Below are 15358 nucleotides of genomic sequence, written 5' to 3'. Positions count from 1 at the left end.
TCGTGTCTCGATGTCAGCCGTGTTCACACAATTTCGACATCTCGCAATAGCCAGGTGATGGATTAGTTATTGCCAGTTTGCTCATACGGTCGAAAACACGCCGAAAGAATTGACGAAGGGTACCTTAGAACCGTCGAGAAGTTCTCAAAAGAAATATAGGCAGAAGCTGATGCCAGTGGCAAAGAATCAAGGAAATTAGGACTCGAGCTTTTCCATAGGTTCGGCACTTTCTGGGCAGTTAGTGATTAGAGGATCAGAGCTCTTTTCTTCGGAAGGAAGATTCATAGCACTGGCAAGGATGTTACCTAGCCGCTTAGCCCCGTCTAAAGCTTCACCTTCAGAAGCCCACGAGTCGAATGAGAATACAAGGTTCTGATCCTTAGTGATAATTTCAAGTTTAGGTCCCCTTTTGCTCCGGTCCGAATAGCGAACATAACGGATGTCGGACAGCGGAGTGCGCTGCTCGATTTTGCCTTCTTTGATGAGATCACTTTGATCGGCTACAAAGAAGAAGCTGTCAGTAATTCCCAGATAGACATTGTTCGAGAGTAATCTTTCCTGATTCGCGTCCGCGATGGCCAGCAAGCGCGTTTGTTCAGGGAATGTCCATGTCAGGATATTTACCAAACCATCGGGCATGAGATCCTTGAATACGGTAATCACTGGCGACAATATTTTCCGTTGAGAACGCGATTGATTGCGCAATTCCGACACTGCCGATGCTAGAGCGTCAGCTATGGCTAGGGAGTTTTCGATGTCCTTACGCTTTGCAGTGAAAGGAAGACTTCGGGCGGCGGGCAATGCGGCAAGTAGGCGGATCTGGCCTTCGACATCTGCCAGTAGATTGGATATGTCCCGCATTGCTTCGGAATGCTCACTTTTAGTTGTATCGACATGGTGAGCGAGCAACCTTTCGTTTGCTATAGAACCCTGTGTGTCTTGACTAATGAGGATGCCTCGAAGAACTTGAAATCTATACCAAGCAAATTCGGCCATCAGCATGCCATGCGCGTCGGCGAGTATCTGGTCGAAATTTTGTTGGACATAGATTCTTCTGGATTTGCTATCGCTATCTAGATGCGTGAGATGTTTTTTCACATACCCAACGAAAGTTGCCTGACAATTGAGCAAGTCCGCTTTGCGCGATGCTAGTGGCTCGAAGATGTGTTGGTTTACCGTTCCAGCGGCTTCTGCCTCTTGCAGGGCTTGAAAGGTAGTTTCATAAAGTGAATTTAGGGTGTTCCATTGGTCTTCGTGGCTGGCCTTTAGCACCTCGCGGGTTAGCGAGATATTGACATCGACTTTTCTGGCGATTGATGCAAGTCGCATCTGTATTGCGAGAAGTACTGCTGCGGGGGCTAGAAGTGGGCCCAGAGATGCCGCCTGTGCTCCAGCGATGGGAAGGAAGCGCGCTTGCGCGACGACTATTCCGTTGTTATTGACGATGGATCCTAAGCTTTGGCCGGCGGACTGCATTAGAGAATGCCCGGGTTGATTCAGAATCGATAATGATTCAGGAGCCAGCCGAACTAGACCTTGCAATTGAGGTAAATGATCAAAGCCCATCGCGGTGATGCCACCTGCAGCGGTAAGCGCCGAGAAGCGATCCACTAGAATTTGGTTCGCATCGTTACCAAGTGGTGCTCGACCTAATAGTTCGAGGCCTTTGGGCGTATGGTCTGCGAAAAGCATTGCGTAACCATCGCCCAAGTCCAGCAACGCGATGTCCGATGCCTGCGAGGCAAGTTCCGAACTGGAATTCAGTTCTTGGTCCAACGCTGAAAAGTCTGCTTCTTCTGCATCTTTACTAGTCATTTAAACGACTTTCTAGGTGAACGGTTCTTAGCGCAAAATGGACATTGTTAAATCAGTCCTTGCGGGCCTGACCATGACATCAATAGTCTATCCGTCATTATTGAACAAGCGTCTTCTCGTATTTTGACGCTGGATACTGCACGTCACTAATTTCAATTCGGGGTAATGCTCGTCATTGATGCTGGAGATTTCATCCATCATTGGTTGAACCGACGGATTAATAACTTAGAAAAAGCGAATGCCGGGCCAGCCACAAGGCTGACCCGGCATTCGCTGTGTGCTGGGTATTCCAGCGGGGACTTAACTAGGCTTGAGCGCCAGCCCGTGCCGCGGCGGCTTCGCGCTCGTCGGCTTCGCGCAGTGCGCGTTCCACGCGGTCAACGTCGCGGACCGCGCCCTTGTCTGCGGACAAGGCCATGGCTGCATAGGCACGCAGCGCAGGGGAGACCACGCGCTCGCGGCTTGAAGGGCGGTAGCCGGTGGTCGCGATCAAGCGCTCGCGGCGTTCGGCCAAGACCTCTTCGGAGACGTTCAGGGTCAGCTCGCGGGTCGGGATGTCGATGGAGATGGTATCCCCGTCTTCCACCAACGCGATCATGCCGCCGGAGGCTGCCTCGGGCGAGACATGTCCGATGGACAGGCCCGAGGTGCCGCCGGAGAATCGTCCGTCGGTGATCAGCGCGCACGACTTGCCCAGTCCGCGTCCCTTGAGGAACGACGTCGGGTAGAGCATTTCCTGCATGCCCGGACCGCCCTTGGGACCCTCATAGCGGATGACAACAACGTCGCCTTCCTTGACCTGCTTGTTCAGGATCTTCTCCACTGCTTCATCCTGTGATTCGCAGACCACTGCCGGGCCGGTGAAAGTCCAGATCGATGGGTCCACGCCTGCGGTCTTCACCACGGCGCCGTCCACGGCGATGTTGCCGCGCAGCACGGCCAGGCCGCCGTCCTTGGAGTAGGCGTGCTCGACTGAACGGATGCAGCCGGCTTCCGAGTCGGTGTCCAGCGTTTCCCACTGGGCCGACTGCGAGAAGGCGGTGGAAGAACGCACTCCGCCTGGGCCAGCATGCCACAGGGCGCGGGATTCTTCGCTAGCGCTGCCGCCGCGGATATCCCATTCGTCGAGCCATTCGCCCATGGTGGCGGCGTGCACGGTGTGGACGGTTTCATCCAGCAGTCCGCCGCGGCGCAATTCGCCGAGGATGGCAGGAATGCCACCGGCACGGTGGACATCTTCCATGTAGTAGATCTTGCCGCCTCCGGCAGCGTTGGGAGCTACCTTGGCCAGGCATGGAACACGGCGGGAGACCGCATCGATTTCATCCAGGCCGAAGTCCACTTCGGCCTCGCGGGCCGCGGCCAGCAGGTGCAGGATGGTGTTGGTGGAACCGCCCATGGCGATATCCAGGGCCATGGCGTTGCCGAAGGCTTCGACGGTGGCGATGCTGCGTGGCAGCACCGAATTGTCGTTCTCGCCGTAGTAGCGGTTGGCGATGTCCACCACCACCTTGCCGGCGTTTTGGTACAGGTCCTTGCGGGCAGTGTGGGTGGCCAGCGTGGAACCGTTGCCTGGCAGCGACAGGCCCATGGCTTCGGTCAGGCAGTTCATCGAGTTCGCGGTGAACATGCCGGAGCAGGAGCCGCAGGTCGGGCAGGCCGATTCCTCGATGCGCAGCAGGTCTGCGTCCGAGACGTTTTCGTTCACTGCTTCGGAGATTGCATCCACCAGGTCCAAGGTGCGCACGGTGCCATCGACCAAGGTGGCGCGGCCGGCTTCCATCGGACCACCGGAGACGAAGACGGTCGGGATGTTCAGGCGCAGAGCGGCCATGAGCATGCCCGGGGTGATCTTGTCGCAGTTGGAGATGCAGATCAGCGCGTCGGCGCAATGGGCGTTGACCATGTATTCCACGGAGTCTGCAATGAGATCGCGGGAGGGCAGCGAGTAGAGCATGCCGCCATGGCCCATGGCGATGCCATCATCGACGGCGATGGTGTTGAATTCGCGGGGGATGCCGCCGGCAGCCTCGATGGCTTCGGAAACAATGCGGCCTACCGGCTGCAGGTGGGTGTGCCCGGGAACGAACTCGGTGAAGCTGTTGGCCACGGCGATGATTGGCTTGCGGCCAAGATCTGCGCCATTAACGCCGGCTGCGCGGAACAGTGCGCGGGCGCCGGCCATATTGCGGCCATGGGTAACGGTGTGTGAACGAAGTGTGGTCATTCTAAAATCTCACCACAATTTTGTTCCCAAACCCAGACGGTGACGATACTAGTAGTACTACTACCATGATATTGAGGTTTGGTTATGAACGCAGGTCAGCGCCGTCGCGAAGAATTGGCGGCATTCCTCAAGGACCGCCGTGCACGTGCCGACAGGGCATCGCACGGATTGCCGGAGGTTGGCCGAAGCCGGGTGCGCGGTTTGCGCCGCGAAGAAGTAGCCACCCTAGCCGGGGTTTCTGCCACCTGGTACACATGGCTGGAACAGGCCCGGGATATCAACCCCTCGCGCCAGGTGATGCAGTCGCTGGCGCGCCTTTTCCGCCTGAGCGCCATAGAAACCAGCTATCTCGTGTCATTGGCCGGGCACGGCGAAGTGGCACCGGAAGAATCCAGTGCCATGACCCCTGCCTTGCAGCGTCTCCTGGATGTGATGGATTTCCCGGCTTTCCTGCTCTCCGCCGACTGGGCCATCATCGGCTGGAACGCCGAATACGCCCAGCTGTATCCGCGGATCAGCACCGTGGAAGCCGAGGACCGAAACTTGCTGTGGCTGGTCTTCACCGATGCGCAGCTGCGCGAAATGCTTCCCGACTGGGAGAAGCAGAGCCGCGGATTTGTCGGCAGCTTCCGCGCCGAAACAAGAGGATGGCTCAGCCCCTCGGGAGAAACGGGAATTGTCGCGAGAGTCTCGGCAGCCTCAACACAGTTCGCAGCCATTTGGAATGAACGGGATGTCGCGGGCTTCCAAACAGGGGAGCGGCTCTTCCGCCATCCCATTAAAGGCCTGACCAAATACGAGCAGCACAATCTGACGCCAGCCGAAGCGCCGGACCTGACGCTACTGATGTACACACCACTTTAGGAACACTAAACTCGTTGCCAGTAGATAAATATAGGGCCGTGTCGCATAGATCATGACTCCAAGGAAGTAAGAATGACGCAAGTGCAAAAATTTATCAATAGTTTTCCAGCAGATGATCGCGGTACTCTTGAAAAGCTGCTATCGCGTCTGGAAATCATTGGGCTAAGTCAGCTCCAAGATGATCTTGTCGAAGCTCTTGTGCAACATATCTCATTAGAGAATAATTCTAAAATGAAATTTGTCATTGATCCTATTATCGGATCCGATGATCTGAAAGTATGGCATGCGGTAAATAAAGGCAGCTATTCGGTCGGAAAACTGCCAAAAAACCATAAAGAAATAAAGCTCTACTGTCATGCGCAACCTTCTACGATATTTCACGACGGATCAGGATCTGAACATTTTTCAGCCGTGGTACGTCGAGAAGTCAAAGCGCGACTAACTGTCGAGCAAAAAAATCGCGTCCTAGTGAACCCACTTGAAATCGATTCTTCCGCGGACCTGAACTTTATTTGTCTTGTAGACAACACCGCCTCGGGCACTCAGGTCATTAGATACATTACGCAACTAATAAACAGTTGGAAATTTATTCACCCGTTTCCTGGCCTGAGGAAGCTTACTCCGAAAATCACAATCATAGTCTGGGGTGCAACCAGACATGCCATTGAGAGAATAAACGATGAGTACAAGACAACCCCAGAGGGAATCAAAGTAGAATTAAAGTATTTAAATTACATTTATACATGTAGTGATTTTCAAGACGATAAACTTCGTCAAGAAGTCAAGGATTTCAATCAGAAATATTCAATTGTAAGTGACGATAGTAAATACTCTGCGATAGCCTCGCTCACGGTTTTTGAAGGTCACTCTTGTCCGAATAATTTACCGAACTTCCTATATAAAGATAGGTCTAAATATGAATTAGCGCTTTTTGAGAATCGCTATGTTGGTTCTCGGGTCGCATTCCAAATTCGGAAAAAATATTCTGATCAAAAAAAACCGGAACTCAAGGATTTGCACGAGGCAAGATTTCGTGCAAATGGATTTTTGAATGCGTGGCTTATTGCTAATTCGACCGGTAATCAGTTTATTAAATATCTATGTCTTCTTGCCGTGCGAGATGACGTTGAAGTTGCTATGGCAATGTTGACCGTTACTTACTCGGAAAAACTTATCATTTCAGCCGAATCTGTACGCCTAGATTATGTTGACTCCGAAGGAGGTATAACTTCGCGAGGCTTGCAAGCGATTCGTGGGTTCGAACGGTCAAATAGGAGAACAATTCGCCATTCTCATTGGGGAGGCTCATCGAAGATAATTGCATCTGAAGAGATATTATATTATCCTACAAGTATAGATGGGGTGGCGGTCCAACCTGGAATTACGTAATATTATTGCGTACACAAGGAACCAAGTTTACTTGGTTTCTACCTAGCATCAACGTTGTTAGTTGTCCGAAATTTAGTTCGGCGGCCCGTCCACGATGCAACACCTCGAAGTTAATATCACTATCACCGCTAGCAAGATCAAAAAGATCTGGCCGCCGATAGGAGTTCAATGGCAGGCGGATTGCCACCTCATCTGTACCTCGAGGGTCTTAAAAGTCGGAATGAACAATGGATCTCGGATGAGCAGATTGTTAATTTGCATCATCGTATAAGTGAGATTAATAGAAAATGCCGATCATCTAATGTTGTGCCGCTTTATACCTTGGCGCATCTTGCGATGCATTGTGATATCCCTTCCTATCTTTTAGATACACTGACAACATCCGTGGATACGAATTACAAAACATTCGAAATTCACAGACGATCCAAAAATAAGCCACCACGAATAATATCTGAGCCCAGTAGTCTTTTGAAAATGGTCCAGAGTCGGATTCTCCGCATAGCGTTGCCGTCGAAGGCATCACAATATTCGTACGCTTACTCACGAGGCATGAATACTAGGAAAGCTGTTGAACAGCATGTTGGCGCTGCCATGCTAATTTCTCTAGACATAAAGGATTTCTTTAATAGTTGTAACAGTTTTCAAGTTCAAAAACTGTTCAAATCTTTCGGGTACCCCAAGTTGTTGTCACTTCAGCTAGCGAGTTTGACGACTCGCGGAATGAATCTTAAGAAATTAAATCCTAGACGACCAAAGATCGACGGTCCGTATCTTTATCAAATGGGATGTTTGCCGCAAGGTGCCTCAACGAGCGGAATGGTCGCAAATTTATTATTAACCGATTTTGATGACACCATAGCGGACATAATCAGGCCTTTTGGTGGGGTTTATACGAGATATGCAGACGATCTTCAGATATCGTTTCCGAATCTATTGGATGAAGAGAAGATTGAATACATTCTTTCGTCTATCAGAGATTCGCTTCGGAAAAGGAATTTCTTTTTGAACGATTCCAAGACAAGGATTCAAAGAAACCCTAGTTCGTTTTCCATGCTTGGGTTCTCGATCGACAAGGGAATAATTAGAGTCAATGCTAAATATCGTTCACGGGTTAAATGCCTACTGCGCGCAGTTGATAAATATGGACTAGATTCTTTCGTTGATCTTCATCCAGGTACCCTGGAAGAATCTGTACTGGCAACTATAGAAGGTCATTTCATCTATATATCTGGTAACGACGCATATCTCGCTGACGAGATTCGCGATACTTATCACTCGATAATGAAGAAATACCGTTTTAGTTTCTGATTTCTATGTCGTGGTCATGCCTTTTGGTACGAAATTTGCCGGCCCTTTCAGCTCTCGAGGACGCTATATTCGCGTATCAATGGTGAGGTGTAAAGGTGATGAATTTTTCTAGTGGATCCGATTTCAGAGTTCAATAGAATTTATTCTAATTATAATTGTTTGCCGCTGGTTTACCGAGTTAGAAATATAAGGGCCTTCTCCTTGAATTCGCGGCTCGTCACCGCGTTGGCATGATTGCGTCCTGCCAGCCACAGCACCTCGTTGGGGGTGCCTGCATCCTTGAGCAGGCGTCGCAACCGCGGCATCGTAGTCGCCAGATCGTCCTGGTCGCCAGCTACCAAAAGCGTTGGCGCGGAAGGGACTTTCGCCGCGGGATCGTAGGGTTCAGTCTTGATCGCTTCGATCAGGTCAAACAGGGCCGCCAGCTCATTGCTCGGCTCCGCGGCAGCGATCTTCATGATGGTGGCGGTGTAGTCATCGTTGATCGGCTCGCCGGTGGCGACGTTGGCCTTGGCCTGGGTCAGCTCGAACGCGGCCAATGGGTCTGCGGCACCGGGGCCGCCTATTACAAGGTGCTCCACCAGGTCGGGGTTGAACGCCGCGAACTCCCAGGCGAGGCGGGATCCCAGCGAATAGCCGATGACGTCCACGGGTCCTTCATCCAATTCCATGACGATGGCGGCCAGGGCCTGGCGAATCTGGCTTGGCGCCCAGCTTCCCACATTGCGCCGGGGGTCGTTGCCATGTCCCGGGAGATCCACGAGCAGTACGTTGCGTCCGGCATCAGTGAAATATTTCAGCCATCGAGAACGCTCCCAATTCAATTCGCCGGATGAGGCGAAGCCGTGGATGAACAGCGCGGATGGGCCACTCACCTCAGCGTTTGCGCGTATCACTCGAAGATTAAGATCCAGTGTCATGCCTTAGATCATAGGCCATCGCCACTTGGTTCCAGGACCGGGGTTAGTGTCGCCAACGACTTAATGTCACAATGACTCTAACGATAATCGGCGCAGTGGAATTGAGGCAGAAAGAACATGTCATCGGCACCGGGATGGGCGAACGTCAACGAACGCCGCAACCTCCCACCCGCCCTGGCTGTCTCGACGGTCATCCTGGGCATCAGGGAAGGGCAAGACGGAGGCCCGGACAAGCTCTGCCTGCCGCTGGTGCGCCGAATTCGCCAACCGCACGCAGGATTGTGGGCACTGCCCGGAGGGCCGGTCGATGCCCGCGAATCCCTGGGCCAGGCAGCCGGGCGGAATCTGGCCGAGACCACCGGCCTGCGGCCGAGCTACCTTGAGCAGCTCTACACCTTCGGGGATATCGACAGATCTCCCACCCATCGACTGGTGACTATCGCGTACTTCGCATTGCTCAATGCGGATCAGGTCGGGGCGACGGTCCAGGACGAGAACGTGGCCTGGTTCGATATCGATGATCCGGGCATTGCCCAGCTGGCCTTCGATCACCGCAAGATTGTCGACTACGCGCTGTGGCGGTTGCGCAATAAAACTGAATACGGGCAAATCGCGCATCGGCTCTTGGGGGAGCGATTTACCCTGGCCGCCCTGCGTGGCGTCTATGAAGCCATCCTGGGCAGGAGGCTGGACCCGGCGAATTTCCGGCGCACGCTGAAAAATACCGCCACCATCGAGGCCACCGATGAATACCTTGCCGGCGGGCAGCACCGCCCGCCTCGCCTTTATCGCTACGCAGGCCATGGCCCCGACCCGCTGGAAGTCGACCCAGCGCAAGCCTAGAACTTTCCACCGGCTTCACCCTTATTCGCATGAAATGGACAACCCATGAGCACCCAACTCACCGGCAGCAACGAATCTGTCGCACAGAACATCACCCGGCTGAACCTCTTGGCCCCAGGCTCCACCTGCTCCACGGACCTCGCCGCCAACCCATGGGATACCCCGGCAGGATACGGCCCGGGCGCCTCCCAGGAAGACGACGTTCCTGCGGGCTACCCGGTGCAAGGTTCCATCCCGGAAGAGTACTTGAAGGCAGGCGATGCCGAGCTTGACGCCCGCATCCTGGCAGCCAAGGAAACCCTCGGCGACAAGGCAGTGATCCTTGGGCACTTCTATCAGCGCGATGAAGTGGTGAAGTACGCGGACTTCGTGGGCGATTCCTTCCAGCTGGCCAATGCCGCCTTGACCCGCGACAAAGCCGAAGCCATCGTCTTTTGCGGTGTGCACTTCATGGCCGAAACCGCCGATATCCTCAGCCGAGACGACCAGTCGGTGATCCTGCCCAACCTCGCCGCCGGCTGCTCGATGGCTGATATGGCGGACGGCCCCAGCGTCCAGGCTTGCTGGGATGAGCTCACCGCGCTGTACGCGGATGAAGAAGACGACGGCCGCATGCCGGTGATCCCGGTGACCTACATGAACTGCTCGGCAGAGCTCAAGGCCTTTGTCGGCCGCAACGGGGGATTGGTCTGCACCTCATCGAATGCAGCCACCGTCTTGGAATGGGCTTTTGAGCGCGGGCGTCGGGTGCTGTTCTTCCCCGACCAGCACCTGGGGCGCAACACCGCCAAGGCCATGGGCGTACCGCTGGAACAGATGCCCATGTGGACTCCGCGCAAGGAACTGGGCGGAAACGATCCGCAGACCATGCAGGATGCCAAGGTGATCTTGTGGCATGGATTTTGCTCTGTCCACAAGCGCTTCACCCCGGCGCAAATCACCAAGGCCCGCGAGGAATTCCCCGGCGTCAAGGTGATCGTGCACCCTGAATGCCCCATGGAGGTGGTTGATGCCGCGGACGCGGCCGGCTCCACCGACTACATCCAGAAGGCCATTGCCGCTGCCGCTGAGCCCACGGTCTTCGCCATTGGCACCGAGATCAACATGGTCAACCGGCTGGCAGCCCAGTACCCGCAGCACACCATTTTCTGCCTGGACCCGGTGATCTGCCCCTGCTCCACCATGTACCGCATCCACCCCGGATACCTCGCCTGGGTGCTCGAGGAACTGGTCGCCGGGCGGGTGGTCAACCAGATCACCGTGCCTGCCGAGCAGCAGGGCGACGCGAAAATTGCCCTGGAGCGCATGCTGGCAGCCAAGCCATGAGCCCTAGAACGCTGGCAATTATCGGCTCAGGCGTCGCTGGATTATGCGCAGCCCTGGAGGCGGCGCGCCTCGGCCTGCCGGCCATCCTGCTCACCAAGCAGCAGCTGGGTGACGGCAATAGCTCCTGCGCCCAAGGCGGCTTGTCCGCAGTGACCGCGCAAGGCGAAGCCGCAGGGGACGCCGTGGCCAGCCATGTCGCCGACACACTGCGTGCCGGAGCCTGGCACGGCGGGGCAGAAGCAGTCCAGGAACTCTGCGCTTCGGCAGCAGGCCTGGTGAACACGCTCGAAGGGCACGCGGTGCAGTTCGACAAGGACGCCTCGGGGAACTACCAGCTGGGCCTCGAAGCGGCGCACAGCGCCCACCGCATCCTGCATGCCGGAGGAGACGCTACCGGTGCCGGACTGGTGGCCGCCCTGACCGCGGCGGTGCGCTCGGCCGAGCACCGAGGGCAGATCGACGTCATCGAAAACGCGCTGGTGGTGGATCTGGACATCGCCGGTGCCCACCGGCGAACCGTGCATTATCTTCAAGGGGATCGTTCCCTGAAGCTGGATGCCGACGCGGTGCTCCTGGCCACCGGCGGACTGGGCTCGCTGTATGCCGCGAGCACCAACCCGCAGGGAGCCACCGCCGACGGCATCGGACTGGCCGCCCGCGCCGGGGCCGTGATCAGCGACCTGGAATTCATCCAGTTCCACCCGACCCTGGTTGACCCGCAGCTGCACCCGCAGGCCGGGATGATCAGCGAGGCTGTGCGCGGTGAAGGAGCGGTGCTGGTCAACGAGCTGGGCCAGCGGTTCATGCTCGAGCTGGACGAACGGGCGGATCTTGCACCCCGGGATGTTGTCGCCCGGGCAATCCACGCCCAGTACCAGGCAGGCCACCAGGTCTTCATCGATGCCCGCGAGGTGGAATCCCTCAAGGGCGCAGGGTTCCTGGCCCGCCGCTTCCCGTCAATCACTGCACGGTTGAAGGCCTCCGGGCTGGACATGGCCCTGGCCCCGATCCCCGTGGTGGCCGCCCAGCACTATGCCATGGGCGGGATCCACACCGATACCCGCGGGCGCACCAGCATCCCGGGGCTCTATGCCGCCGGCGAATGCGCGAACACCACGGTGCATGGCGCCAACCGGCTGGCCAGCAATTCGTTGCTGGAGGCCATGGTCTTCGCCCGCAATGCCGTGAACGCCATGGGATCCGATGCGCCAGGGCGCGCCTGCGGCATCGGCGAACTCGTGGTGGGCCAGCTGCCCGCAGTACAGGCCCAGGCTCCCCTGGAATTGCCGCAGCTCCAATCCCTGGCCAGCGAGCATCTGGGCGTTCACCGCACCGGCGAAGGAGCGGAACAGCTGATCAGGGTGCTCGATGCCGGTGCGCCGGTAGCCCAGGACCAGCGCGCGCTCGTTGAACTGGACAACCTCTACACCTGCGCACGGATGATCGCCTATGCGGCGAAACAACGAACCCAGTCCCTGGGTGCCCACCACCGGGTGGACGCGGCCAGCCAGGACAATACCGGGAACACCGTTCGCTACGGCTGGGTGCTCGATACCGCGCAGCCGATGATCCACCAGCTTGAAATCAAGGAAGTGCACGCGTGAACCAGCCAATCCATCCGGTGCCTGTCGCCGCCATCGACCGCATCCTGGCGATGGCCTTTGCCGAGGACCATCCCCGCGGGGACCTGACCGCAGACACCATCGTGCCGGTGGATGCCCGCGCCACGGCTGTGGTCAGCGCCCGGGAACCGGGAGTCCTCTCCGGCGGCCTGGTCTTTGCCCGGGCCATGGCAACGCTGAATCAGGACATCGAAGTCACCCAGTTGGTCGCTGACGGCGAAAAGTTCGCGGCGGGAGATGAGCTGCTCAAGGTCGAAGGCCCAGCAGCATCGGTGCTGAGCGCCGAGCGCGTGGCACTGAACCTGCTGCAGCGCATGAGCGCCATCGCCACCGCAACCCGCGAGCTGGTTGACCTCGTGTCGCATACCAATGCCCGGATTGCCGATACCCGCAAGACCACTCCGGGACTGCGGGTCCTGGAGCGCTATGCGGTGCGTTGCGGCGGAGGAGTGAACCACCGGGACAACCTCTCCGAAGCCTTCATGGCCAAGGACAACCACCTGGCCTTGCTCGGGGAAGGCAAAGAGCTCACCGCGGCCTTGAAGGCAGTCCGCGCCCGGCTGGGGCACACCACCGCAATGGAAGTTGAAGTTGACCGGATCGAGCAGATCCCCGCGGTCCTTGCGGCCAAGGTGGATATCATCATGCTGGACAACTTCGACCTGGCAGATATTCCGGCCGCCATCGAGCTGATCGGCGGGCAGGCAATCATCGAAGCCAGCGGCACCGTCAGCGCCAGCACCGCAGGAGCCATTGCCGAAACCGGCGTGGACATCATTTCCAGTGGCGCCATCACCCATTCGGTGCGGGCTATCGACCTGGGCTTGGATATGGTTATTGCATGATCTACATGGACGCGGCTTCCACCGCCCCGCCCCGCCAGGAAGTTCTCGACCTGATCACGCCGCTGCTCACCAGCAACTTCGGGAATCCCGCGTCGCTGCATGAGCTGGGACATCAAGCCAAACGGGCCAATGACTGGGCCCGGGCCCAGGTGGCCGGCCAGCTGGGTGTTGGCGAAAGCGAAATCTACTTCACCTCTGGCGGAACGGAAGGGGATAACACCGCTGTGATCGGTGGTGCCCTGGCCAACCCCCGGGGCAAAGTGGTCCTCAGCAGCGCCATTGAACATCCTGCGGTGATGGAAGCCTGCGCCTATCTGGCCGCAATCCATGGCTTCACGCACAAGCTGATCCCTGTCGACGAACATGGCATTGTCGATGTGCGCGCCGCCAAAGACCTGATTGACGACCAGGTCGCCCTGGTATCGGTGATGTCGGTGAACAATGAAGTTGGCACCATCCAGCCCATCAGGGAACTGGCCCAACTGGCGCATGATGCCGGGGCGCTCATGCACACCGATGCGGTGCAGGCCGCCGGCTGGCTGGACCTGGCTCAGCTGGCCTCGCACGTGGATGCGCTAAGCCTGTCGGGGCATAAAATCGGTGCGCTGAAAGGCAGCGGCGCACTTTACATCAGCAACCGGTGCGAGGTCGTCCCGCTGCTGCACGGCGGCGGGCAGCAAGGCGGCCAGCGTTCTGGCACCGAAAATCCGGCCGCGTCCGTTGGCATTGCCCGGGCGCTCCAGCTCTGCGCCGAGCAGCGCCAGCAAGGGGCCGGAGACAGCTACGGAAGCTATCTGATCGGCAGGATCACCAAGGAGCTGGAGGCGGTAGCCCCGGGATTGGTCCAGCTCACCGGCCACCGCGAGCAACGCATCGGCGGCATTGTTTCCTTAGTCTTCCCCCGCACCGCAGGGGAAACAGTGCTCATTGAACTGGAACGCCGCGGAGTGCTGTGCTCATCAGGCTCGGCCTGCTCCGCGGGGAGCACCGACCCCTCGCCAGTGCTCACCGCCATGGGCTACGACGAGCAGCTCGCGCACACCGCGGTCCGCTTGTCCTTCACCCGGGGCGCCAAGGAGAACGAAATCAGCCAGGTGGCCAGCGCCGTGGTGGCCACCGTGAAAGCCTTGGTGGCCGGAGCCTAGCGTCCGGAGACGAAGCGCTTGGTGACCGAAATGTCCCGGTCGCCCAGCCCGGCCTCAATGACCTCGTCGATCGCCTTGCGCAACGCCGGAAGCAGGACGGCATTGGTGCCCGTGGATTCTGCGATCTCGTGAGCCCCCGCCAGATCCTTGCGCATGTACTTGATCGCTCCCGACGGCGAATCATCTCCGCTGACCAGCCGATCCTGCCGGCTTTCGAGCAAGCGCGAGGCGGCATAGCCGTGGCCCAGCAGGTTCCACATTGATCCAAGTTCCAGCCCGGATCGCTCGGCCAGCACCGATGCTTCGCCCAGGGCGAAGATCGTGGCGCTCACAACCAGCTGGTTGCAGGCCTTCGCCACCTGCCCGGCGCCGAGCTCGCCGAGGCGTACCGGAGTTCCGCAAGGCGCAAGCGCCTGCGCCGCCCGGGCGCAGAGTTCCGCAGTGCCACCGAGCATGATGGACAGGGTTCCCTGCGTAGCTCCAACTTCTCCGCCGGAGACCGGGGTGTCGACGACCGCTATGCGCTCGCCGTGGCTGGCCTTCAGTTCATTGGCCAGGGCCCGCACGCCGGGCGCCGAGCAGGTGGAGCCAATCAGCAGCAGCAATGGCGGGGACGCGGGATCGCGGTGCTCGAGGCCAGCCAAAATGCCGTCGGGCGCTTCAAGCGCTTGGGAGATTTGCGGCAAGTCCGGGAGCATCAACAGGATTTCGTTGCATTCGGTGGCCAGCTGGGCAGGATCATCTGCCCAGAGAATGCTGCCGGGGCCAGCACCGGCAGGCAATGCGGAATTCAGATCTGCCAGGACAGATTCTCTGGGACGGCTCGATGCCACGCGGACCGTTCCGTGTGCTGCTGCCAGCAGGCGAGCCATGGGGCGTCCCATGGCACCCAATCCCATCACGCCGAGAATGGATGGGGGATTCGGGGATGCTGAATTCATCGACAACTCCTTTGTTGAGTGGTGGCAGTGCCATCATGACAGCAATGGTCAATATAGCGAACTCTGTTCAATATACTGTCCATAGCGCTATGCTGTCACTCGACGGAAAGAAA

12 protein-coding genes are annotated in these 15358 nt (G+C 57.5%); 8 read left to right on the top strand and 4 right to left on the bottom strand.

Annotated elements, in window-relative coordinates:
• Positions 1 to 195: 195 nt before the first annotated feature.
• Together AC6CHO_RS10000 and ilvD are read right to left on the bottom strand one after the other, a co-directional pair.
• The gene (locus tag AC6CHO_RS10000) at positions 196 to 1815 is read right to left on the bottom strand and encodes a PH domain-containing protein (protein ID WP_498214868.1); all 1620 of its coding nucleotides are present in this window, start codon (positions 1813 to 1815) and stop codon (positions 196 to 198) included.
• A 304-nt stretch (positions 1816 to 2119) separates the two neighbouring features.
• Complete coding sequence (ilvD, locus tag AC6CHO_RS09995) at positions 2120 to 4042, bottom strand: dihydroxy-acid dehydratase (RefSeq protein WP_498214867.1); 1923 nt, start codon at positions 4040 to 4042, stop codon at positions 2120 to 2122.
• 84 nt (positions 4043 to 4126) lie between these two features.
• Here ilvD and AC6CHO_RS09990 point away from each other — a divergent pair, with 84 nt between their 5' ends.
• The 3 genes from AC6CHO_RS09990 (at position 4127) to AC6CHO_RS09980 (ending at position 7603) form a co-directional block, all read left to right on the top strand.
• On the top strand, positions 4127 to 4906 hold the full coding sequence (locus AC6CHO_RS09990) for a helix-turn-helix transcriptional regulator (protein WP_498214866.1): 780 nt from the start codon (positions 4127 to 4129) through the stop codon (positions 4904 to 4906).
• Between the two features lie 72 nt (positions 4907 to 4978).
• Positions 4979 to 6295, top strand: coding sequence for a phosphoribosyltransferase-like protein (locus AC6CHO_RS09985; RefSeq protein WP_498214865.1), 1317 nt, complete (start codon positions 4979 to 4981; stop codon positions 6293 to 6295).
• Positions 6296 to 6463: 168 nt separating this feature from the next.
• The gene (locus AC6CHO_RS09980) at positions 6464 to 7603 is read left to right on the top strand and encodes a reverse transcriptase family protein (protein ID WP_498214864.1); all 1140 of its coding nucleotides are present in this window, start codon (positions 6464 to 6466) and stop codon (positions 7601 to 7603) included.
• 170 nt (positions 7604 to 7773) lie between these two features.
• Here AC6CHO_RS09980 and AC6CHO_RS09975 read toward each other — a convergent pair whose 3' ends face one another.
• Complete coding sequence (locus AC6CHO_RS09975; RefSeq protein ID WP_498214863.1) at positions 7774 to 8523, bottom strand: alpha/beta fold hydrolase; 750 nt, start codon at positions 8521 to 8523, stop codon at positions 7774 to 7776.
• Between the two features lie 117 nt (positions 8524 to 8640).
• Between AC6CHO_RS09975 and AC6CHO_RS09970 the strand changes: the two genes are divergently transcribed.
• From AC6CHO_RS09970 to AC6CHO_RS09950, 5 genes are read left to right on the top strand one after another with little or no spacing between them, the layout of a single operon-like run.
• The gene (locus AC6CHO_RS09970) at positions 8641 to 9366 is read left to right on the top strand and encodes an NUDIX hydrolase (protein WP_060701357.1); all 726 of its coding nucleotides are present in this window, start codon (positions 8641 to 8643) and stop codon (positions 9364 to 9366) included.
• Between the two features lie 45 nt (positions 9367 to 9411).
• A complete protein-coding gene (gene nadA / locus AC6CHO_RS09965) occupies positions 9412 to 10692 on the top strand; it encodes a quinolinate synthase NadA (protein ID WP_498214862.1) in 1281 nt (426 codons plus the stop codon).
• Positions 10689 to 12296, top strand: coding sequence for an L-aspartate oxidase (locus AC6CHO_RS09960; RefSeq protein ID WP_498214861.1), 1608 nt, complete (start codon positions 10689 to 10691; stop codon positions 12294 to 12296). Before nadA ends, AC6CHO_RS09960 begins: the two co-directional genes overlap by 4 nt.
• Positions 12293 to 13159, top strand: coding sequence for a carboxylating nicotinate-nucleotide diphosphorylase (nadC, locus tag AC6CHO_RS09955; RefSeq protein WP_498214860.1), 867 nt, complete (start codon positions 12293 to 12295; stop codon positions 13157 to 13159). The genes AC6CHO_RS09960 and nadC overlap by 4 nt, the downstream gene beginning before the upstream one ends.
• Positions 13156 to 14304, top strand: a complete 1149-nt coding sequence (locus tag AC6CHO_RS09950) for a cysteine desulfurase family protein (protein WP_498214859.1) — start codon at positions 13156 to 13158, stop codon at positions 14302 to 14304. The genes nadC and AC6CHO_RS09950 overlap by 4 nt, the downstream gene beginning before the upstream one ends.
• Here the strand turns inward: AC6CHO_RS09950 and AC6CHO_RS09945 are convergent.
• The gene (locus AC6CHO_RS09945) at positions 14301 to 15245 is read right to left on the bottom strand and encodes an NAD(P)-dependent oxidoreductase (RefSeq protein ID WP_498214858.1); all 945 of its coding nucleotides are present in this window, start codon (positions 15243 to 15245) and stop codon (positions 14301 to 14303) included. The two genes, AC6CHO_RS09950 and AC6CHO_RS09945, sit on opposite strands and share 4 nt — an antisense overlap.
• Positions 15246 to 15358: the final 113 nt, after the last annotated feature.

This window comes from Glutamicibacter sp. GQ173 (assembly GCF_059759215.1).
Note: the sequence above shows the minus strand (reverse complement) of the source record. Positions and strands in the feature narration are given on the sequence as shown.